The 22863-nt window shown below is 75.4% G+C and carries 9 protein-coding genes; 6 read left to right on the top strand and 3 right to left on the bottom strand.

All coding sequences use genetic code 11. The features are described 5' to 3' along the window. Positions 1-130 precede the first annotated feature (130 nt). The 3 genes from ACZ4W5_RS15425 to ACZ4W5_RS15415 form a co-directional block, all read right to left on the bottom strand. The gene (locus ACZ4W5_RS15425) at positions 131-1387 is read right to left on the bottom strand and encodes a non-ribosomal peptide synthetase (RefSeq protein WP_465654893.1); all 1257 of its coding nucleotides are present in this window, start codon (positions 1385-1387) and stop codon (positions 131-133) included. Between the two features lie 67 nt (positions 1388-1454). Then, positions 1455-2810, bottom strand: a complete 1356-nt coding sequence (locus ACZ4W5_RS15420) for an MFS transporter (RefSeq protein ID WP_465654891.1) — start codon at positions 2808-2810, stop codon at positions 1455-1457. 391 nt (positions 2811-3201) lie between these two features. Then, the gene (locus ACZ4W5_RS15415; RefSeq protein WP_465654889.1) at positions 3202-4341 is read right to left on the bottom strand and encodes a PP2C family protein-serine/threonine phosphatase; all 1140 of its coding nucleotides are present in this window, start codon (positions 4339-4341) and stop codon (positions 3202-3204) included. A 958-nt stretch (positions 4342-5299) separates the two neighbouring features. On the opposite strand from ACZ4W5_RS15415, the gene ACZ4W5_RS15410 reads away from it, so the two are divergent. The 6 genes from ACZ4W5_RS15410 (at position 5300) to ACZ4W5_RS15385 (ending at position 22741) form a co-directional block, all read left to right on the top strand. Then, positions 5300-10447: a non-ribosomal peptide synthetase gene (locus tag ACZ4W5_RS15410; protein ID WP_465654887.1), complete on the top strand. Its 5148-nt coding sequence runs from the start codon at positions 5300-5302 to the stop codon at positions 10445-10447. A 2-nt stretch (positions 10448-10449) separates the two neighbouring features. After that, positions 10450-14118: a type I polyketide synthase gene (locus tag ACZ4W5_RS15405; protein ID WP_465654885.1), complete on the top strand. Its 3669-nt coding sequence runs from the start codon at positions 10450-10452 to the stop codon at positions 14116-14118. A 4-nt stretch (positions 14119-14122) separates the two neighbouring features. Beyond that, entirely contained in the window at positions 14123-15490 is a 1368-nt protein-coding gene (locus ACZ4W5_RS15400) for an MFS transporter (protein ID WP_465654883.1), read from the top strand. A 75-nt stretch (positions 15491-15565) separates the two neighbouring features. Beyond that, positions 15566-16846: a cytochrome P450 family protein gene (locus ACZ4W5_RS15395; protein ID WP_360229368.1), complete on the top strand. Its 1281-nt coding sequence runs from the start codon at positions 15566-15568 to the stop codon at positions 16844-16846. A gap of 102 nt (positions 16847-16948) precedes the next feature. After that, the gene (locus ACZ4W5_RS15390) at positions 16949-17653 is read left to right on the top strand and encodes an SDR family oxidoreductase (RefSeq protein WP_402479791.1); all 705 of its coding nucleotides are present in this window, start codon (positions 16949-16951) and stop codon (positions 17651-17653) included. Positions 17654-17794: 141 nt separating this feature from the next. Further along, positions 17795-22741 carry a non-ribosomal peptide synthetase gene (locus tag ACZ4W5_RS15385; RefSeq protein ID WP_465654881.1) on the top strand — a complete coding sequence of 1649 codons (4947 nt, stop codon included), beginning with the start codon at positions 17795-17797 and terminating at the stop codon, positions 22739-22741. The last annotated feature ends 122 nt before the right edge of the window (positions 22742-22863 follow it).

The following is a 22863-nucleotide window of genomic DNA, read 5'->3' as shown; positions in this document are numbered from 1 at the left end:
GGGTCCTGGGAGGTGGAGGCGGTCCTGGAAGGTGGAGGTGGTCCTTGGAGTGGTTGTGGTCCCTGGAGTTGGTGGTCCTGTGAGGTGGATGTGGCCCTTGGGGAGGATGGGGTCTGAGGGGCCGTAGCGTCTAGAGGTGACGGCGCAGCACGGCCAGCAGCTCGGCGAAGGCGGCCTCGGCGTCGGCGGCCGGGAAGCGCTCGTCGTCCCAGGCCAGGCGCACCGTCAGCTCCTCGCCGTGGGAGGCGGAGACGGCCGTCGGCGCGGCCAGCGGGCGCCCGGCGAGGTGGACCTCGCGGCCGGGGACGCCGCCGAGCACCAGCGGCGGGCGGCGCTGGAGGTCCTCGAAGGTGAGCATCGCGTCCAGCCCGCCGGACCAGGGCGATCCGGCGACCCGGGCGGCCCGGACCACCTCGTCGAAGGGGGTTCCGGCGTGGTCGAGGTCGTCCCACCAGTCGTCGCAGAGCGCTTCCAGGTCGGTGGCGGGCCGGGTGGGCACGGCGTGCACCAGGGTGTTGAGGAAGCAGCCGAGCGCGGCGGGCGCGCCGGGCGGGCGGCCGCCCCACGGATAGCCGAGCGCCAGCGGGCCGTCCGCGCGGTGCAGGCGCCTGGCGGCGGCGCCGACGGCGTCCAGCAGGGCGGGGAAGATCGCGCCCCGGGCGCTCGCCGGGACGGCGGGCAGCCGCTCGACCAGCATGCCGGTGGTCCGCGCGGCGCCGCCGCCCGCCCCGGTCAGGCCGCCGAGCCGGCGCCCCCAGTGGGCCTGGGCGGCGGGCCCGGCGGCGGACTCCTCTGCGGCCAGCTGGAGTTCGACGGCCTCCCGGAAGTCGGCGACGGCCTGCGGGCCGGGGCCGGGCGCGGACGGCTCGTCCCGCCGGTAGGCCTCGGTGAGTTCGCCGACCAGCACCCCGAGCGACTGCTCGTCGCAGGCCGCGTGGTCCAGCGCGAGGGCGAGCAGGTCCTCACCGCCGTCCGGCTCCCGGGCCACCAGCAGGCGCAGCGCGGGCCCGTCGAGCGGCCAGTCCAGCAGCGCCGCGCGCAGCGCCCGGTGGGTGCCGGCGCCGGAGTCCACCTCGATCCGGGCGACCTCGACGGAGGGGCCGCCGGTGCGCAGCACCGGGGTGCCGCGGACGGTCACGAAGGCGCCGCACAGCGCCGGGTGGGCGGCCGCGACGGCGGTGGCGGCGCGGCCCAGCCGGTCCAGGTCGAGGGCGCCGGCCGGGTAGGCGAAGAACAGCGGGGCGACGTCGGAGCGGGTCTGCGGGGCGAGTCGGCGGGTGATCAGGAACCGCCGCTGGGCGCCGGTCAGCGGGAGCAGTTCCATCGGGGAGTCGGCGGCAGCGGCGCGGTACCGGGCGAGGTAGGCGGCGGTGATGCTGGCGTGCACGGAACGGTCTCCGGTCTCCGGTGTCGGCTCGGTCGGGTCGGTCAGGTCGGGTCGGGTCGTCGGGCGATCAGGGGGTAGCGCTGGGGCTCGCCGCGGGTTGCTGGGCGTCGTCCTGGCTGCCCTGGCTGCCCTCGCTGCCCTCGCCGTCCTGGCCGCCCTCGCCGCCGGGTCCGGCCGGCGCCGTGGGCAGGTCGCGCATCCGCCGCAGCGGCGAGAGCAGCAGCGGCACCGGCACCAGCAGGAAGCCCAGTGCGCACAGCCACAGCGCGGCGCGCGGCCCGGCCCAGTCGGCGACGGCCCCGCCGCCGAGGGCGCCGATCGGCAGGGTGCCCCAGACCAGGAAGCGCATGGTGGCGTTCATCCGCCCGAGCAGTTCGGGCGGGCAGACGCTCTGCCGGAAGCTCACCTGGGCGACGTTGTAGGCGACCGCGCCGAACAGCACCACGCCGGAGCCGATGCCGAACAGCACGGCGCCGGGGCCGCCGCCGGACAGCGGCCACAGCAGCGCGAACGGCGCGGTGACCACGGTGGCCAGCCAGATCAGCCGGGCCTGCCCGACCCAGCGGGACAGCTGCCCCGCGCACAGCGCGCCCGCCAGCCCGCCGACGGCGGAGGCCGACAGCAGGGCGCCGATGGCCCCGGGCGACAGGTCGAGCACCCGTACCCAGAAGACGGTCTGAACGGCCATCAGCACGGCGGCGAACAGGTTGGACACGGCGGTGGCGGTGGCGATCGCCCGCAGCAGCGGGTGCCCGAGCACGAAGCGCACGCCCTCGGCCACCTCGGCCCGAAGCGAGCGCCCGGGCTCCGGCTCCGGCAGCTCCTCCTCGACCCGGATCCGGGCCAGCAGCAGCGCCGAGGCGAGGTAGCCGCAGGCGTCGGCCACGATGGCGAGCGGTGCGCCGAGCAGTTGGACCAGCCCGCCGCCCAGGCCCGGCCCGGCGATCTGCGCCGAGGAGCGGACGGTCTCCAGGGCGCCGTTTCCGGCGACCAGTTGCTCGCGCGGCAGGACAGCGGGCAGGAAGGACTGGTGGGCCACGTCGAAGAAGACCGTGGCCACCCCAGTGACCAGCGCGACCAGGTAGAGCTGGGGCATGGTGAGCACCCCGAAGGCCGCCGCCGGGGGGATCGAGCCGACCGCGAGACAGCGCACCACGTCGGCGCGGATCAGCACCGGGAGCTTGCGCATCCGGTCCAGCCAGGCGCCGGCCGGCAGGCCGACCAGCAGGAAGGCCGCGGTCTCGGCGGCGGTGAGCAGGCCGACCTCGAAGGGGGTGGCGTCGAGCGCCACCACCGCCACCAAGGGCAGGGCGACCAGGGTGACCTGACTGCCCGTCTGGGCCGCCGCTGCCCCGGACAGCAGGAGCCGGAAGTCGCGGTGGCCGAACAGACGGGCCTGGCGGGGGTGAGGCTTCTCGTTCATCGATGCGACTCTCGGTCACGCATTCGACACAGGGCAAGCAACAGGTCCCTTTCCGGACGTTCCCCGGCTCGGCCGGATCCCGCCACCACGGTGACCGGCCCCGGCACCTCCCTTACGAGCCCTTATCCCCCGGCGCCGCTCCCGCGTGCACCCGGCCCGGCCTGCCCGCCAAGGCCTTCACCGCTCCCCGGGGTTTCCCGGACGGCTCCCGACCAGGGCGTCCATTTCCTCGTCCGGTATCCGGACACCCGCTTTCCGGCCACCGGCCAACACCCGCCAACTTGGCCGGAATCCATGGAGTAGGCAGCTTCCGTAACCTCACCGTGATATCGGCGTAACCGTTCGGAGCCGTGCCCCGCCACTCTCGGTCGCCGCCCTCGGCCCGCCGCACTCAGCCGGCCGGGTCCACCGGAGCCAACGGAGCCACCGGAGCCACAGGGTCCGCCCGCCGGAGCCGGGTGACCGCCAGCACCGCCATGTCGTCGTCCCGCGGGCCGCCCGTCCACCGGGCCACGTCCGCCACCAGTGCCGCGACCGCCTGCCCCGCCCCCGCGAAGGGCCCGAGCGGCGCCAGTCCGCGCACCGGGTCGTAGAACTCCCCCGCCGCGTCCCGCGCCTCGGTGACCCCGTCGGTCACCAGCAGCAGCGTGCTCCCCGGCGGGAACGGCCTGGTCTCCACCTCGGGCCGGCCCGCCCCCAGCGCGCCCATGCCGAGCGGCAGCCCCGGGTCGGCCGCGTCCCACCGGCTCACCCCCGCCCCGCCGCCGTCCAGCAGGTACGGCCCGGGGTGGCCGCAGTCCACCGTCCGGGCGACCGCCTCCCCCGGCGGGAACTCCACCAGCAGCGCCGTGATGAACCCCTCCAGCCGCAGTTCCTCGCCCAGCCCGGCGCTCTCCCGGGCCAGCGTGCGCTCCAGGGCCTCCGCGAGCCCGGCGAGGTCCGGCTCCCGGTGCGCGAGCTCCCGGAAGGCCCCCAGCAGCACCGACACCGCCCCCACCGCGTGCAGCCCCTTGCCCCGCACGTCCGCGATCAGCACCCGGACCCCGTACGGAGTGGCCTGCAACGCGTACGCGTCCCCGCCGATCAGCGCCTCGTCCTGCGCCGCCCGGTAGCAGGCCGCGACCTCCAGCCCCGCCACCCGCCCCGGCGGCTCCGGCAGCACCGCCCGCTGCGCGGCCTCCGCCACCGACCGCACCCGCTCCAGCCGGCGCCCGTGCCGGGCCAGCAGCCGGTTCACCCCGATGCCCAGCAGCGCGGCGAAGGCGGTGTTGACCAGCTCCAGGTAGCCGCTCCCGGTCCCGATCGAGCCGTCCCGCGCGGAGAGCACCAGGATCCCGGCCACGTTCGCCAGCGCCACCGCGACGACGTCCCGCAGCGGCAGCAGCGCCCCGGCCAGCACGGCCGCCGCCGCCAGCATCGGGTCGCCCCAGTAGTCGGCCGGGTCCAGCGCGTCCCACACCAGCCCGCCGACGATCAGCAACCACGGCGCCAGCCGCACGTACGGCGGCCACTGCGCGGACCTCGGGGCCATCGGCCACCTGGCTTCCGTCTCGCCTGCACCCACGCGCTCGTCCGGCGAGCGGGAGGCTCCTCCGATCGTAGGCACGGAGCACGGCGCGGCGCGCGAGGTGGCGGGAAGGGCCACGGGCCCCGGCGGACGGCGGCCCCCCGGCCCCCGCCGGGCACGGAAACCAAGACCCTCGGCCCCTGCCACCGGCGGATCGAAGCTGACAAGGTGTCAGCGTCGAAGATTTTCAGCCACACCCGCCCGCGCGACCCACCCCGGGGCAGGGCCTCGACGTACCTCCGGGAAACCGCCGCGACCCGCTCACCGGACCTCCACCCGACGTACCCCGTGGCGTGAACGAGGAGGTCAGCCCGACGGCCACCTCCCCGACCAGGGCCCGGATCCCGCGCACCGGTCCACCCGTCCGCCCACGACCGACGACCCACTGTCACTCCCCGCCACCGGACCGCCACGGACCGGTGACCCTCGGAGTGGCACCCAGTGCCCAGCCGGACCGAAGCATTCCGGCCAGAAGCCGGGAGGCCCTTGTCCGGCGCGACGAATGGTCCTTACGTTGTTGACGCGACACGATCATCTTTTGGTTCACAGGGGGACAGGCACAGTGGGTTCAACTCGAACGACGCTCTCACCCGAGGCAGTTCACCCCTCGGGCGGCTGTCGCCTCCCCCGCCCCGTGTGACGGCCTAGCCCACGGGCGCCCGCCACCCGGCGCCTCCGCGCGCCCAACCCGCCCGACGGCCCCGCGTGCCCCGCGCCCCGTTCGCTCCCCGCCGTGCGGCGCCCCGCACGCCCGCCCGAGCGACCACCGTCGAGAATCCCTGAGCCGTACCCCGCGCACGCGGTCCGGGCGGTCCCCCCTGGGGCCGTCCGCCCGCGGGCTGCCGTCGCGCGCCCGGGCCGACTCCCATCATCCGGACCTTCATGCCCACCGCCCTGGGCATGCCCTTCGTGAGGACTTGACATGGAAGCGTGGCTGAGAGAGCGGAACGACACGGCGGCTCCCCTCCCGGAGGGGAGCCTCCCGCAGGTCTTCGAGAAGCAGGTGGCCGAGACCCCCGACGCCGTCGCGATCGAGGCCGCCGACGGCGAGCTCCTCAGCTACGCGGAGTTGAACACCAGGGCGGACGTGCTCGCCCGACGCCTGGCCGGGGACGGGGTACGGCCCGGGGACCGGGTCGCCGTCCTGATGGAACGCTCGGCCGCGCTGGTGGTGGCCCTGCTCGCGGTGGCCAAGACCGGCGCCGCCTACGTGCCGCTGGACCTCCGCTCGCCCGAATCCCGGCTGCGCTCGATCCTGCACCGGCTGGACTGCGCGCTGCTCCTGGTCGACGGCACGACCGAGCACCACGCCCTCGCCGCCGAGGGGCGGACCCTGCTGGTGGGCCCGGGCGCCGCGCACGACACCGCACACGACACCGTGGACGGCACTGCCCTGGACACGCCCGACACCGTGGGCACCGCAGCCACCGAGGCCGAGACGCTTCCCGGCCCCGACAGCGTGCTCTACGTGATGCACACCTCCGGTTCCACCGGCGAGCCGAAGGGCGTCCAGGTCACCCACCGCAACGTGGTGGCGCTCGCCTCCGACCGGATCTGGCGCGGCGGCGCCCACGAACGGGTGCTGTTCCACTCCCCGCACGCCTTCGACGCCTCCACCTACGAGCTCTGGGTGCCGCTGCTGTCCGGCGGCCGGGTCGTGGTCGCCCCCGAGGCGGTCAACGCCGTGCTGCTGCGCCGGCTGGTCGGCGGCGGCCGGGTCACCGGACTCTGGCTGACGGCGGGGCTGTTCGGCGCGCTGGCCGCCGGAGACCCGGGCTGCCTCAACGGGGCGCGCGAGGTCTGGGTCGGCGGCGACGTGGTCTCCCCGCTCGCGGTGTCCCAGGTGGTCGCCGCCTGCCCCGGCATCTCCCTCGTCAACGGCTACGGCCCGACCGAGACCACGACCTTCGCGACCCGCTACCGGATCCACCCGGGCCCGCCGCTGGGCGACGACGTCCCGATCGGCAGCCCGATGGACAACACCCGCGTCTACGTCCTCGACGAGAACGGCGCGCCGGTGGCGCCCGGCGTCGCGGGCCAGCTGTACATCGGCGGGGAGGGCGTCGCCCTGGGGTACGCCGCCAGGCCGGATCTCACGGAGGAACGTTTCCTCGCCGACCCCTTCGGCGCCCCCGGCGACCGCATGTACGCCACCGGTGACCTCGCCCGTTGGGGCGAGGACGGGAACCTGCGCTACCTGGGCCGCGCCGACCGCCAGGTGAAGATCAACGGGTTCCGGATCGAGCCCGGAGAGATCGAGGCCGCCGTCACCGCGCACCCGGGGATCGCCCAGGCCGCCGTCGCGGTCGAGAAGCTCGACGACGGCAGCGGGCGCATCCTCGCCTACGCCGTCGCCGCCGGCGCCGTCCCCGACCGCGAGTCGGTCCGCCGGGGCCTGACCGAGCGGCTGCCCGGGTTCATGGTCCCGGCCGAGCTGGTGTTCCTCTCCGAGCTGCCGCTCACCCGCAACGGGAAGATCGACCGCGACCGCCTCGGCGATCCGGCCCTGCGAGTCGACAGCGCCGGCGGAACGGGCCGGGCCGTCACCGGCCGGAGCGTCACCGAACTGGTCGCCGCCCAGGTCCTGGCCCGGCCCGAGGCCCCTGCCGTCCAGGACCCGGTCACCGGCGCCGCCCTGACGTACGCCCAGCTGTGGCACCGGGCCGGCACGCTCGCCGACCGGCTGGCCGCGGCCGGGGTCGGCCGGGGCGCGGTCGTCGCCGTCGACCTGGACCGGTCGGTCGAGCTGGTGGTGGCCTTCCTCGGCATCGCCCGCAGCGGCGCCGCGTACCTGCCGCTGGACGCCGGTGCCCCCGAGGACCGGGTGGCCGACATCATCACCGGCTCCGGCGCGGCCGCCGCCGTGGTCGGCAGCCGGCGGCGGATGCCCGCCGGGCTCACCGTGCTGACCGCGGACGCCGACCCGGGCACCGGCGAGCCGCAGCCCGGTGCGCCTCAGCCCGGAACGGCCCAGCCCGGACAGGCGCAGCCCGGCCCCGCACTCCCGGCGGCGGGCGGCGAGGACCCCCTCTACGTCTGCTACACCTCCGGCTCGACCGGCCGCCCGAAGGGCGTCCTGGTGCCGCACCGCGCGGTCATCCGCCTGGTCGAGGGGGCCGTCTACTGCCCGATCGAGCCCGGCGACCGGGTGGCCAACACCTGCAACCCCGCCTTCGACGTCACCACCTGCGAGATCTGGTCCACGCTGACCTCCGGCGGCACCGTCGTCCCGCTGCCGCTGCTCACCGACCTCACCCTGGACGAGTGGACGGCGCTGGTCCGCGAGGCCCGGATCGCCACGATGTTCCTCACCACCTCGCTGTTCCACACCGTGGCCTGGGAGCAGCCCGACGCCTTCGCGTCGCTGCGCAACCTGGTGGTCGGCGGCGAGCAGCTGGACCTGGCCGCGACCCTGCGGGTCCTGGCCGCCGGGCCGCCCGCCCGCCTGGTCAACGGCTACGGCCCCACCGAGGCCACCGCGTTCGCCACCTGGTTCGAGTGCACCGCCGAGAGCCTGGCCGGCCGCGAGCGGGTCCCGATCGGGCACCCGCTGCAGCAGACCACCGCGTACGTGCTCGACGACGACCTCGCCCCGGTGGCGCCGGGCGAGCCGGGCGAGCTGTGCCTCGGCGGCCCCGGCGTGGCGCTGGGCTACCTGGGCCGGGCCGAGCTGACCGCCGAGCGCTTCGTCACCGAGCCGCGCACCGGCGAGCGGATCTACCGCACCGGCGACCTGGCCCGCGAACTCCCGGACGGCGCGCTGGAGATGACCGGCCGCCGGGACCGCCAGGTGAAGCTGCGCGGGTTCCGGATCGAGCTGGAGGAGATCGAGCAGGCCGCCGTCGCGACCGGGCTCGTCGAGGCCGCCTTCGTGGAGAAGCTGGGCGAGGGCACCGCCGCCGAACTGGCCGGCTGCGCCGTGGTCGGCGCCGCGTCGGAGCCGGCCGGGGACGACCTGCCCGCGGCCCTGTCGGCCCGGCTGGCCGACCGGCTGCCCGGGTACATGGTCCCGGCGCGCTGGCTGGTCCTCTCCGAGCTGCCGATCGGCCCGACCGGCAAGGCCGACCGGGCCCGGATGCTCGAACTCCTGGAGCAGGCCGGGACGGCGGCCGCCCCCGCCGGGCAGCCGGACGCCCCGGGGCGCGAACTGACCACGCCCACCGAGCTGTTCCTCGCCGAGATGTGGACCGAGCTGCTGGAACGGCCGGTCACCTCGGGCGACGCCTCCTTCTGGTCCCTGGGCGGCCACTCGCTGCGCGGGGTCACCCTGCTGGCCCGGATCCGCGAGCGGCTGGGCGTACGGCTGAAACTGCGCGACCTGTTCAAGCACGGCGTCCTGTCCGACCTCGCGGCCCACATCGACGCCCAGCGGGGCGCCGCGGCCACGCCCGCCGCACCCGCCGCCGCGCGCGAGGAGTCCGCGGCCTCGGGCTTCCAGCAGCAGATCTGGCTGGCCGAGCGGCTGGACCCCGAACCCGGCCGCTACAACGTGCCGTTCGCCTGGCGGCTGACCGGTGAGCTCGACCCGGCGCGGCTCGCCGAGGCACTCGCCCGGGTCGTCGAACGGCACGAGGCGCTGCGCACGACCTTCGAGCAGGGGCCGGACGGCGTCCGCCAGCTCATCGGCGCGCCGTGGCGACCGGAGATCCGCCGGGACCGCTGCGCCGGCGTGGCCGAACTCGACGGGCTGCTGCGTGCCGAGGCGGACCGCCCCTTCGACCTGTCCGCCGGGCCACTGCTCCGGGCGGGGCTGGTCGACACTCCGGACGGCCAGGTCCTCACTCTGACGATCCATCACATCGTCTTCGACATCTCCTCGTTGCCGCTGCTCCTCGCCGAGCTCCAGCGCGGCTACCAGGGCACCTCGACCGAGCCGGGCAAGCAGTACCGCGACCTGGTCGCGGCCGTGGAGCAGGGCGACCCCGAGGGCCTGGACCGCTGGGTGGAGCGGCTGACCGGCGCGCCGAGCCGCCTCCCGCTACCGGCGCCGCCCGCCCCGCAGCCGCACGGCAGTGTCGCCCTCGACCTGCCCGCGGACCTGCTCCGGCGGATGCGTCCGCTCCAGGAGGAGCTGGGCGTGTCCTGGTTCATGGTGGCTGCCGCCGCCCTGATCGGCACCCTGCACCGCTGGACCGGCAGCGGCGACCTCACCTTCGGGTTCCCGACCGACACCCGGACCTCGCCCGAGTTCCAGGACGTCATCGGCCCCTGCCTGAACACCGTCGTGGTGCGCTCCCGGCACACCGACGGCGACACCCTCGCCGACCTGCTCGAAGCCACCCGGGACGGCATCCTGGACGCGCTGGACGACCAGCACGTCCCGTTCGGGACGGTGGTCACCGCGCTCAACCCGCCGCGCTCGGCCGGGTCCACGCCCTACCTCGACGTGGTGCTCGCCCCGCAGGCGCACGCCGAGGCCCCCGCCCGGCTGGGCGACCACGAGCTGCTGCCGCTGACGGTCGGCGAAGGCACCGCGACGGTGGGCAAGTTCGCGCTGACGCTGGGCCTGACCGTGGTCGGCGAGCGGATGTCCGGCTCGCTGCTGTACCGGGGCGACCGGCTCTCGGCCGAGTCGGCCGCCGAGCTGGCCCGGCGGTACGCGACCGTGCTGGAGGCCGTCCTGGAGGACCGCACCCGCTCGCTCGTCGGGCTGGTGCCGAACGCGCCGGCCGTCGCCACGCCCGTCTCCACCCCGGCCTCGACCCCTGCCCCGGCCCCGGCCCCGGCCTCGGCCGCCGAGGACGTGGTCGAGCGGGTCACCGCCCTCTGGTCGACGGTGCTCGGCACCGCCGACCTCGGCCCGGACGACAACTTCTTCGACCGGGGCGGCAACTCGCTCAAGCTGGTGACCCTGCACGCCGAGCTGTGCCGCGCCTTCGCGGTGGAGCTACCGGTCCAGCGCCTGTTCGAGAACTCGACGATCCGGACGATGGCCCGCTTCCTCGCGGCCGCCTCCGGCCCGGCGGGCCCGGCCCAAGCCGCGCCCGCGCCGGCCGCCGCCCGCGGTCTGGACGCGGACGCGCGCGGCGCCGCCCGTCGGAAGATGCGGCCGCGCGCCGCGGGAAGGTGATCGTGGACACCGAAGCCGAGCTCGCCGAGGGAGCCGTCGCCGTCGTCGGCATGGCCTGCCGCTACCCCGGTGCGGAGGACGTGCGCTCGTACTGGGCCGCCCTGCGGTCCGGCACCGAGGGGATCACCCGCTTCGACCCGGCCGCCCTGGTGGCGGCCGGGGCCGACCCGGAGCTGGTCCGGCGGCCCGACTACGTCCCGGCCCGCGGAGTGCTGCCGGCCTCGCGCGGCTTCGACTGGTCGTTCTTCGGCTACAGCCGCGCCGAGGCCGCGACCATCGACCCGCAGCACCGGATCTTCCTGGAGTGCGCGTCCCAGGCCGTCGACGACGCCGGGATCGACCCGACCCGCTTCCCCGGCTGGATCGGCGTCTTCGCCGGCGCCGAGGGCAGCACCCTGCCGCCGCGCGACGACGTCGACCCGATGGCCCAGGTCATCGGCGGGCGGCCGGACTTCCTCACCAGCCGGGTCGCCTACCGCCTGGGCCTGCGCGGCCCGGCCATCACCGTGCAGACCGCCTGCTCCACCTCACTGGTGGCGGTGCACCTGGCCGTCCAGAGCCTGCTCGCCTACGAGTGCGACGCGGCGCTGGCCGGCGGCGTCTCGCTGGCCCCGCACGGCGAGTTCGGCTACCTGTACCAGGAGGGTGGGATCCTCTCCCCCGACGGGCACTGCCGGCCCTTCGACGAGGAGTCCGCGGGCACCGTGCCCGGCGAGGGGGTCGGCGTCGTCGTCCTCAAGCGGCTGGAGGACGCGCTGCGCGACGGCGACCGGATCGCCGGCCTGGTCCTCGGCTCGGCGCTGAACAACGACGGCGGGGACAAGATCGGCTACACCGCGCCGTCCATCCCCGGCCAGCGGGAGGCGATCCTGCTGGCCCAGAAGGTGGCCGGGATCGACCCGGCCGACCTCGACTACGTCGAGGCCCACGGCACCGGCACCCGGATCGGCGACCCGGTCGAACTCCAGGCCCTCACCGACGCGTTCCGCCGCTCGACCGACGCCGTCGGCCAGTGCTGGATCGGCGCGGTGAAGAGCAACCTCGGCCACACCGGCTCCGCCTCCGGCGTGGCGGGGATGATCAAGACGCTGCTCATGATGGAGCACGGCGAGGTGGTCCCCACCCTGCACTACCGGCGGCCCAACCCGCTGCTGCGGCTGGCCGAGACGCCGTTCCGGATCGCCGACCGGCTGCAGCCCTGGCCGGAGCGCGGCGACAAGCTGGCCGCCGTCAGCTCCTTCGGCGTCGGCGGCACCAACGCCCATGTGGTGCTGGGCGGTTCGCCGCAGCGCAGCCGCCCGACCGCCCGGGCCGGGCACCGGCTGCTCGCGGTGTCCGGCGCCTCCTCGGACGGACGGGACCGGCTCGGCCAGGCCCTGGCGGACCGGCTGGAGTCCGACGCCGCGGCCATGGCCGGGGGCGGCACCGGATCCGTCGCCCTCGCCGAGGCCGCCCGCACCCTCGCCGGGCGGCGTCGGCACGACTGGCGCCGGGCCGTGGTGGCCGACAGCCCGCAGGAGGCGGCCCGCCTGCTGCGGGAGGCACCCGCCACCCGGGCCCCGGCCACGCTCGACCGGGTCGCCTTCCTGTTCCCCGGCCAGGGCACCCTGACCGGCGCCGCCGGCGCGGCCGCCTACCGGCTGCTCCCCGGTTTCCGGGCCTCCTTCGACGAGTGGTCCACCGTGGTCCGGGAGACCTGCGGGCTCGACCTCTCCCCCGTCGTCACCCCCGAGCGGGCACCGGCCGACTGGTTCGTCGACACCGTCCACCAGCAACTCGGGCTGCTGGCCCTCGGCCACGCCCTCGGACGGCAGCTCGCGGACTGGGGCATCACTCCCACCGCGATGCTCGGCAACAGCATCGGGGAGTACGTCGCCGCGACCCTCGCCGAGGTCTGGACCCCGGCCGAGGCGGCCCGGCTGGTGCACGCCCGAGCCACCGCCATGCGGGACACCGAGCCCGGCCGGATGGCCGCCGTCACCGCCTCCCCCGAGGAGGTGACCCGCCGGATCGGCACCGGCGGCGCCGTCACCCTCGCGGTGGCCGGCCCGGAGCGGGTCGTGGTCTCCGGACCTGCTGCCGCCGTGGACGAACTCCTGGCCGGCGACGCCCTGGCGGGCCTCGACGTCCGGGTGCTCGACGTCGGCCGCGCGTTCCACTCCGCGACCATGGAGCCGGCGAGCCGGGCGCTGCGCGAGGCCGTCGCCGCCGTCCCCGGCCGGGAGCCCCGGCTTGGCCTGGTCTCCAACACCACCGGCGACTGGGCCGACCCCAGCGCCGTCCGCACGCCCGACTACTGGGCCGAGCAGCTGCGCCGCACCGTCCGGCTGGACGACGGCCTGGCCACCGTGCTCGCCGCGGACTGCGACACCTTCCTCGAACTCGGCCCCGGCACCTCGATGACCGGAGCCCTGCGGCGCCACCGCGACTGGGACGCCGCCCGCACCGCCGTGCCGCTGCTCGGCCGCAGCGGCGGGGACGGCGAGCGCGAACTCCTGCTCGCCGTCGGCGCGCTCTGGGAGCGCGGCGCCGACCTCGACCCGGAGGAACTGCTCGGCGCGGACCGGCCGTTCCGGACCTCCCTGCCGGCGCACCCGTTCGACTCCCGGGACCCGGCCACCGAACCCGTGCGCCCCGCCCGGGCGCGCGCCCGGACCACCGTGGTGGCCGGGCCCGTCCACCAGGTCCTGGAACGCCTCTGGCGGACGGCACTGGGCGTGGCGTCCGCGGCCGAGGGCGACGACTTCTTCACCCTCGGCGGCGAGTCGCTGATGCTCGTGAGCCTGATGAGCGAGGTGCGCCGGCACACCGGGGCCGCCGTCCCGGTCGCCGACTTCACCGCGACGCCGACCTTCGGAGCGCTGGTGAAGCTGGTCGAGCAGCACGCCACCGAGACCGCGCCCACCCCGCCCGGTCTGGTGACGCTGCGCTCGGGCGTCGGCCGGCCGCTGTTCCTCGCCGCCGACGCGATGGGCAGCACCGGCAGCTACGGAACCCTCGCCTCGCTCGTCGACACCACCCGTCCGATCCTCGGGCTGGAACCCGACGGGGCCGACCGACCAGTGGGCAGCACGGGCCGGTTCGGCCGGTTCGGCCGGCCCGTGACCATCGAGGCCGTCGCCGCCCGGAACGTGGCACTGCTGCGGCAGGCGCAGCCCTCCGGTCCGTACACCCTCGGCGGCTGGTCCTTCGGCGCGGTGGTGGCGCACGAGACGGCGCGGCAACTCACCCGCGCCGGAGCGGAGGTCGACGTCCTGTTCTGCCTCGACGGCTTCGCGCCCGACCGACGCGGGCTGCCGATCGCCACCGACCCCGGCTTCCTCGCCGGGAACCTGCGGCTCCAGCTGGACGCCGTCCTCGGCACCGGCACGGTCGGCGGGCGGCTGCGCCGACTCCCCGCGCTGCGACGGCAGTTCGTCGCCAACATCGGCGCCGTGCTGCGCTACCGGCCCCGCCCGGTCGGCTGCCCGGCGGTGGTGCTCAAGGCGGCCGCCGACGAACGCACCGCGGCCGTGCTGCGGCGCGACCTGCGGCAGCTGTACACATCGGTGGAGGTGCACCCGGTCCGCGGCGACCACTGGTCGGTCCTCGCCGAACCCGACGCCCGTCCGGTCGCCGCGCACCTGGCGACGATCCTGGCCGGGACCACGGCCGCGACCGGAGGTGAGTGACCCCGTGAAGCCCGTCGAACCCGGCACCGCCGAATCCGGTACCGCCGAGCCCGCTGCCGCCGAACTCAGTGCCGCCGAGCCCGGCACCGCCGAAGCTTCGGTCCTCGGACCGGCAGGCCCCGGAGGCAGCACCCCGGACACCCCCGCCCAGGACGTGCCGCTGATCCGCAACCGCGACTTCCAGGCGCTGTGGATCAGCCGCTTCCTCGCCAGCGTGGGCAAGGAGTCGGCCGAGGTCGCCTATCCGCTGCTGATGCTCGCGATCACCGGTGAGGCCGCCTACGCCGGCGCCCTCGGCGCGACCCAGCTCATGGTCACCGGAGCCGTGTCGATCGCCGGCGGCACCCTCGCCGACCGGATGGACCGCCGGAAGCTGCTGATCGCCTGCGACGCCACCCGGGCCCTGATGCTGCTGCTCTTCGGCGCGCTGGTGCTGGCCGACCGGACGAACGTGCCGGCCGTCTTCGTCCTCGCCGTGGTCTCCGCGGTCTGCCTCGGCCTCTCCGAACCGCCCGCCCTCGCGGCGATCAAGCAGGTGGTGCCGGCCTCCCAACTCACCCGCGCGACCGCCCAGAACCAGATCCGGCCGCTCGGCGCGACGGTGGCCGGCGCCCCGATCGGCAGCTCGCTGTTCGGGGTCGCCCGGGCCCTGCCCTTCGTCGCCACCGCGCTGACCTTCGTCTGCTCGGCGCTGACGCTGCTGTTCATCCGGCGCCCGATGCAGGCGGCGCCGACCGGCAACGACGAGCGGCGCAAGGCCCTCGACGGCTTCCGGTTCATCCTGGGCCGCCCGGTGCTGGTGATCTGGATCGTCTGGATCATGGGCTCCAACATGGCCTTCAACCACACCGGGGCCTTCCTCGCGCTGATCGCCACCGCCAAGGAACGCGGCGCCTCGGAACCCGAGATCGGCATGATGCTGAGCATCGCCGGCGCCGGCGGGCTGGTCGGCGCGGCCCTGGCCACCTGGGTGTTGAACCGGCTGCGCCCCGCGACGATCTTCCTCGCCGCGGCCTGGCTGGGCCCGGTCGCCGCCGTGCTGCTGATGACCGTGCCCGGAGTGCTGCCGCTCGGCGTCCTGCTGGCCTGTGTCTTCCTGCGCGGTCCGATCGTCAACGCGCTCTTCTTCGCGTACGTCGCCGTCCTGGTGCCCGACCGGCTCCAGGGCCGGGTGATGGGCGCGGTGATGTTCCTGTCCTACGTCGCCCAGCCGCTGGGCATCCTGGCGGTCGGCTCGATCTTCGACCTGGGCGGCGCGCCCTGGGTCTTCGCCTTCATGGCCCTGGTCTCGTCGCTGGCGGCACTGCCGACCCTCACCCGGCTGATCCGCCGGCTGCCCCACCCCGACGCGCTGGCCAGCGCCCCGTCCTGACACCCGCAGCTCCAGCAGTTCCCGCCGTTGCAGCACCTCCTGACCGCCCGAATGCGCCTAGTCGAGGGAATCACCGTGTCCGAAACCCGTTCCGAAGCCCGTCCGGAAGCCCGTCCGGACGGCGCCGTCTGCCCCTTCCGCGTCCCCACCGAGTTCGTCACCGACCCGGGGCCGAACCCGCACCCGGCCACCGCCGAGCTGCGCGCCCAGGGCGCGGTGCACCCGATCGACTTCCCCGCCGGGGCCGACGGCTCCTACGTGGTGATCGACCACGACAGCGTCACCCGCGCGTTCGGCGACCCCCGGCTGTCCAAGCGACTGGACGCCGCCCCGGCCTGGTTCCGCGACCAGACCCTGCAGAACAGCTCGGTGCTGGCCAGCAACATGCTGCTCGCCGACGGCGCCGAGCACACCCGGCTGCGCAGCCTGGTCAGCCGCGCGTTCGTGCCGCGCCGGATGGAGCTGCTGCGCCCGCAGATCCAGCGGATCACCGACGACCTGATCGACGCCTTCCCGGAGTCCGGCGAGCTCGACCTGCTGGACGCCTTCGCCCTGCCGCTGCCGCTGATGGTCATCTGCGCCTTCCTCGGAGTCCCGTACGAGGACCGGCCGTTGTTCCAGCACTGGGGCAAGGTGCTGAGCCAGGACCCGAGCCAGGAGGGCGACGCGGCCCGCGAGCGCAAGCTGGTCAACGACGCGGTGGTGGAGTACTTCACCGACGTCCTGGCGAAGCGCCGCGCCGAGCCGCAGGAGGACCTGCTCGGCGACCTCGTCCGGGCCGCCGACGAGGACGGCGTGTTCACCGACGCCGAGCTGATCTCCACCGCGATCTTCCTGATCATCGCCGGCCACAAGACCACCGCCAACCTGATCGGCAACGGCGTGTGGGCCCTGCTGACCCACCCCGAGCAGCTGGAACTGCTGCGCTCCCGGCCGGAGCTGATGGAACCCGCGGTCGAGGAGTTCCTCCGCTACGAGGGCTCGGTGGACCGCGGCACGCTGCGCACCACCACCGAGGACGTCCGGATCGGCGACGTCGAGATCCCCAGCGGCAGCTTCGTCCACCTCTCGGTGTCCGGCGCCAACCGCGACGCGGCCGTCTTCCCGGACCCGGACCGCTTCGACATCACCCGCAGCCCCAACCGGCACATGACCTTCGGTCACGGCCCGCACTTCTGCGCGGGCGCGCCGCTGGCCCGACTGGAGGGCCAGATCGCCTTCGCGACGCTGCTGCGCCGGCTGCCCGAGCTGGAACTCGCCGTCCCTGCGGACCGGTTGACCTGGGTCGCCGACAGTTCGATCAGTCGCGGCCTGGAGGACCTGCCGGTACGGTTCACCAGTCGCCTGCCGCGCTGATCCGCCCGGGCGGCCGTAACCGAGAGCGCCGGACCATCGGGCGCCGAACCGAGGAGCGCTGCACTGCGGAGCGCTGCACCGAAGAACAAGGAGCACCACCTCATGACCGACTCCCCCGTCACCCTCATCACCGGCGGTTCGAGCGGCATCGGCGCCGCCACCGCCCGCCGGCTGCTCGCCGAGGGCCACCGGGTGACCGTCACCGGCCGTGACAGCGACCGGCTCGCCCGCTTCGCGGAGGAGACCGCCGCGAAGCCGGACACCCTGCTCACCATCGCCGCCGACGCCGCCGACCACGAGGCCGTCGAGGCCGCCGTCCAGGCCACCGTACGGACCTTCGGCCGGCTGGACACCGTCGTCGCCAACGCCGGTTACGCCACCCACGACTCGCTCGCCGACGGCGACCCGGCCGGCTGGCGCGACATGGTCCTCACCAACGTGCTCGGCCCGGCCCTGCTCATCCGGTCCTCGCTGGCCGCGTTGAAGGAGTCCAAGGGCCGGATCGTGCTGATCGGCAGCGTCGCCGGCGTGGTCTACACCCCCGGCAACATCTACGGCGCCACCAAGTGGGCGGTGACCGGCCTCGCCGAGAACACCCGCCGGATGGTGACCGCCGACGGGATCGGCGTCACCCTGGTCGCCCCCGGCCGGGTGGAGACCAACTTCTGGGAGGGCGCCGGCGGCGCCCCCCAGGGCCTCAACCTGACCGCGGACCAGATCGCCGACTCCATCGTGTGGGCGGTCCGCCAGCCGGCCGGCGTCGACGTGAACACCGTCGTGATCCGGCCGGTCGGACAGGCCGTCTGACGGCTCGTCCGCCCCTGCGGGCAGGCCGTGCCCAACGGCCTGCCCGCCCCCGCACTCACCTCGCCGAGATCGGCCGCCGCACTTCGTACGCCTTCCGGTGACGCCCAGTCGCCACCCGCGAGACTCCAGGAGCGCCAGCACATGACCACCGACCCCGGGACGACCACGGGACCGGACCTCGCACCGACCTCCCCCGACGGCCTCCGAGACGAGCTGGCCCGGCTGTGGGCCGAGATATTCGGGGTGGCGGCCGTCGACCCCGCCGTGGACTTCACCGAGCTCGGCGGGAACTCCCTGCACGCGGCGCGGGTCGCCGCCAGGATCCGCGGGCGCCACGGCGCCGACCTCACCGTGCGGGAACTCTTCGAGGCCCGGACCGTCACCGGCCTGGCCCACCTGCTCGACCAGCGGCTGCGCCACCGCGCGGACGGCTCCCCGACCCGGGCGGCCGCCCTGCCCCCGGTGCGCCGGGCGCCCGGCGAGGGCCCCGCGTACTCGCTCGGCCAGCGCCGGCTCTGGTTCCTCGACCACCTCAGCCCCGCCGCCGGCGTCTCCTACAACGTGGCGGCGGCCACCCGGTTGCACGGTCCGCTCGACCGGGCGGCGCTGGAGGCCGCCTGGGCGTCGGTGGCCCGCCGGCACGAGCAGCTGCGCACCACCTTCCTCCTCGTCGACGGCGAGCTCGACACCCGGGTGCACGACGCCGTCGCACCGCTGCGGACCACCGACCTGAGCGGGCACCCGGCCCCCGAGCAGGAGGCCCTGGACCGGGCGGCGCGACTGGCCGCCGAGCACATCGACCTCGGCCGGGAACCGCTGCCGCGGCCGGCCCTGTTCCGGCTGGGCGAGGACGACCACCTGCTGGTGCTGGTCCTCCCCCATCTGATCGCCGACGGCCGCACCCTGGACGTCATCGACCGCGACCTCGCCCGGGCCTACCGGCGGCACACCGGCGGCCCGGACGAAGCCCTGCTCGAACCGGCGCTGTCCTACCGGGACTTCGCCCACTGGCAGCAGGAGCTCGCGGCCGCCCCGGACGCCGACGCCCGGCTCGCCCCCTGGCGCAGCTACCTCCAGGACGCCCCCACCACCCTCGACCTCCCCGCGGACCACCCGCGCCCCGAGGTCCGCAGCCACCGCGGCCGCCGGGTCACCCGGCGCACCGGCTCCGCCCTGCTGACGGCGGCCCGCGAGCTCGCCGCGGCCACCCGCACCACCCCGTACGCGGTCTGCCTCGCCGCGTACGGCCTGCTGCTGGGCGAACTGACCGGCCGCCGGGACCTCCTGGTCGCCTCCCCGACGGACGGCCGGCCGGAGCCCGCGCTGGAGGACGTCGTCGGGTTCTTCACCAACACCGTGCCGGTCCGGCTGCGGCCGGGCGGCGGCAGCTTCCGGGAGGCCGTGAAGGAAGCCCACGGTTCGGCGCTCGACGCCGTCGAGCACCAGTACGTGCCCTTCGAGCGGCTGGCCGCCGAGTTCGCCCCGGCCGGTGACCTCTCCCGCACCCCACTGGCCCAGGTCGCCCTCGCCTACCAGGGGCCGCTGCGCCCGCACGCCGAACTGGCGGGCCTGACCGTGCGGCCGCGGACCGTGGACAACGGCACCGCCAAGTTCGACCTGACCCTCGAAGTCCACGAGGACGGCGAGGAGTTCGTGCTGAGCGCCGAGTACAGCACCGACCTGTTCACCGAGCAGCGGACCGCGGCCCTGCTCGACCGGTACGTGGAGCTGCTCGCCTCGGCCCTGGACGGGCCCGACCACGCGACCGGCCCGGACCGGTCGGCCGTTCCCGTGCAGGCCGCCGCCGCGACGTCGAACGGCGCGCCGGACTGGCAGGGCCGCTGCCTGCACGAGGTCTTCGCCGAGGTGGCCGCCCGCCACCCGGAGGCGATCGCCGTCACCGACGGCACCCGCCGGCTCAGCTATGCCGAGCTCGACCGGGCCGCCAACCGGCTGGCGCACCGCCTCCGCCGGCACGGCGCCGACGTCGAACAGCTCGTCGGCCTGTGCGCCGAGCGCACCGTCGACCTGGTCGTCGGCCTGCTGGCCATCCTCAAGTCCGGCGCCGGCTACCTGCCGCTCGACCCGCGCCACCCGGCCGCCCGGCTGGACGCCACCCTCACCGACGCGGGTTGCCGCCTGCTCGTCGGGGACGCCGAGTCCTGCGAGCCGCTGCTCGGCTCCGCGGAGCGCACCCTCGTCCGGCTCGACGAGCCGCTCGGGGACGGGCCGCTCGGGGACGGGCCGCAGGGCGGCGAACCGGGGGACGGCCGGTCGGCCGACGACGAGTCCGTGCGGCCGCCGCAGTCCGGGGTGGGACCGGACAACGTCGCCTACGTGATCTACACCTCCGGCTCGACCGGAAAGCCCAAGGGCGTCGTCGTCACCCACGCCAACGTGACCAGGCTCTTCACCGCCACCACCGCGGACTTCGGCTTCGGCGCCGACGACGTCTGGACCCTGTTCCACTCGATCGCCTTCGACTTCTCGGTCTGGGAGCTCTGGGGCCCGCTGCTGTACGGCGGCCGCCTCGTCCTCGTCCCCTACCTGGTCAGCCGTGACCCGATGGCCTTCCTCGAACTCCTGCGCACCGAGCAGGTGACCGTCCTCAACCAGACGCCGACGGCCTTCCGGCACCTGGCCGCCGTCGCCGAGGACGCCGGCTTCCCGCCGCTCGCCCTGCGCACGGTCGTCTTCGGCGGCGAGGCGCTCGACCCGGCGATGCTGCGCGGCTGGGCCGGCGGCTACGGCACCGCCCGGCCCCGCCTGGTCAACATGTACGGGATCACCGAGACCACCGTCCACGTGACCGTCCGCCCGATCGGCATCGCCGATCTCACCGGATCGACCAGCCCGATCGGCCGCCCGATCGGCGACCTGCGGGTGCACGTCCTGGACGAGCGGATGGCCGAGGTCCCGCCGGGCACCGAGGGCGAGATGTACATCGGCGGCCCGGGGGTGGCCCGCGGCTACCTCAACCGCCCCGAGCTCACCGACGAGCGCTTCGTCCAGGACCCGTTCGGCGCCCCGGGCGAGCGGCTCTACCGCTCCGGCGACCTCGCCGTCCGCCTGCCGGACGGCGAACTCGAGTACCGGGGCCGGGCCGACCAGCAGATCAAGCTGCACGGCTTCCGGATCGAGCTCGGCGAGATCGAGCGCGCACTGCTCGACCAGCCCGGGGTGCGCAGCGCCGCCTGCGTGCTGCGTGAGGACACCCCCGGGGTGCCGCGGCTGGTCGGCTACCTGGTGCCCGCCCCCGGCCGGCCGCTCGACGCGGAGTCCGTCCGCTCCGCGCTGGCGCAGCGACTGCCGGCGCACATGCTCCCGGCGGCCTTCGTCCAGCTGCCCGCCCTCCCGCTCACCGCCAACGGCAAGCTCGACAAGACCCAGCTGCCGGCGCCCGGCACCGAGGCGGCGGCCGCACCGGGCACCCAGGCCGCCCCGGCCGCCCGCACCGCTCCGCGGACCGAGACGGAGCGCCGGCTCGCCGAGGTGTGGCACACGGTGCTGCGCGGCGACGAGCCCGACGTGCACGCCAACTTCTTCGCCGTCGGCGGCGACTCCATCATCGCCATCCGGCTCGGCGTGGCCGCCCGGGCGGCCGGACTGCCGGTGACCATCGAGAGCATCTTCCGCAATCCCACGGTCGCCGAGCTGGCCCGCCACTGCGAGCTCACCGCCGCCGCCGAGGAACCGGCCGGACCGGCCGAACCGGCGCCGCTCTCCACCACCCTGGCCGACCTCGACCCGGACTCGCTGCCCGAGGACGTGACGGACGCCTACCCGACCGCGGCAATGCAGCTGGCCATCGTCTACGAGTGCGAGCTCGCGGACGACGAGGAGTCGGGCCTGTACCACGACCTGATCAGCGTCCGGGTGGACGGCGCCTTCGACCGGACCGCGCTGGAGGCCGCGCTCGCCGACCTGGGCCGACGGCACGAGATCCTGCGGACCTCCTTCCACCTCGGCCTGTTCCGCGAGCCGATGCAGCTGGTGCACCGGCAGGCCCTCGTCCCGCTCACGGTCGAGGACCGCCACCACGGCCCGGAGCTGGGCGACAAGGAACGCGAAGCCCTGCTGCACGCCTGGTGGGAGCGGGAGAAGGCGGATCCGTTCTACCTCGACGAGCCGCCGCTGGTGCGCTGCGCCGTGCTGCACGACAGCCCACAGGCCTTCCAACTGTCCTTGGCGGTCCACCACTCCATCCTCGACGGGTGGAGCCTCGCCCGGCTGATGACGGAACTCCTGCTGGCCTACGACGCCCGGCTCGGCGCGACCGACGCCGCCCTGCCCGAGCTGCCGCGGACCAGGTACCGCGACTTCGTCGCCGCCGAGCAGGCCGCCCTCGCCGACCCGGCGGCCCGGGACTACTGGGCCGGGCTGCTCCCGGCCACCGCACCGGCGGCCGAGCTGCCGGTGCTGCCCGGCGGCGGCAGCACCGACGAGTTCGCCTTCCACGCGCCGCTCCCGGCCGAACTCGACGCCGAACTCGACCTGGTCGCGGCCGAGTTGGGCATTCCGGTGAAGAGCGTCTACTACGCCGCCCACGCCTGGGCGCTGGGCCGGCTCACCGGCCGCGCCGACACCGTCGGCGCGATGCAGGTCAACGGCCGGATGGAGCAGGAGGGCGGGGACCTCGTCCTGGGCTTGCTGCTCAACATGGTGCCGGTGCACGTCCGGGTCGACGGTGGCCGCTGGGCCGACCTCGCCCGGGCCGCCTTCGACGCCGAGCGGGAGCGGCAGCCGCACCGGCGGTACCCGCTCGCCGCCATGCAGCAGCTGGTCGGGCGCGACCACCGCCTGTTCGAAGTCGCCTTCAACTACACCGACTTCCACGCCTTCGACGACCTCGACGCGCTCGCCCGGATCCGCACCGGCGACTGGTGGTTCTCCGACCGGCACAGCTTCCCGCTGATGCTGGAGCTCACCCGCTCCCCACACACCGGGGAACGCGCGCTGTCCGTCACCGTGGGGGTGGACAGCCCCCTGGCGGGCACCGGGGCACGGCTCGGTGAGCTGGTCCTCGAGGCCCTCCGGCAGATCGCCGCCGACCCGCACGCCGAGTACCCCGCCGTCGGCGGGGCGTGACCGGTCCTGCCCTGACCCGGTGGCGGCCCGGGGGGGGCCCCCCGGGAGGGGACCCGGTAGGCGGGTACCCGGGGGGGGGGGGGAGCCCTGGGTGGGGGGGGAGGGTTTGGTTCGCAGCTCCC

The sequence above is a fragment of the Kitasatospora sp. NPDC029367 genome (assembly GCF_055569135.1).
The sequence above is the reverse complement of the archived record's forward strand: the minus strand, read 5'-3'. Positions and strand labels throughout refer to the sequence as shown.

Excerpts from the sequence above, each read along its gene's own strand:
- ACZ4W5_RS15420 (WP_465654891.1), bottom strand. The coding sequence starts at position 2,810 with ATGAACGAGAAGCCTCACCCCCGCCAGGCCCGTCTGTTCGGCCACCGC.
- ACZ4W5_RS15415 (WP_465654889.1), bottom strand. The coding sequence starts at position 4,341 with ATGGCCCCGAGGTCCGCGCAGTGGCCGCCGTACGTGCGGCTGGCGCCG.
- ACZ4W5_RS15410 (WP_465654887.1), top strand. The coding sequence starts at position 5,300 with ATGGAAGCGTGGCTGAGAGAGCGGAACGACACGGCGGCTCCCCTCCCG.
- ACZ4W5_RS15390 (WP_402479791.1), top strand. The coding sequence starts at position 16,949 with ATGACCGACTCCCCCGTCACCCTCATCACCGGCGGTTCGAGCGGCATC.
- ACZ4W5_RS15385 (WP_465654881.1), top strand. The coding sequence starts at position 17,795 with ATGACCACCGACCCCGGGACGACCACGGGACCGGACCTCGCACCGACC.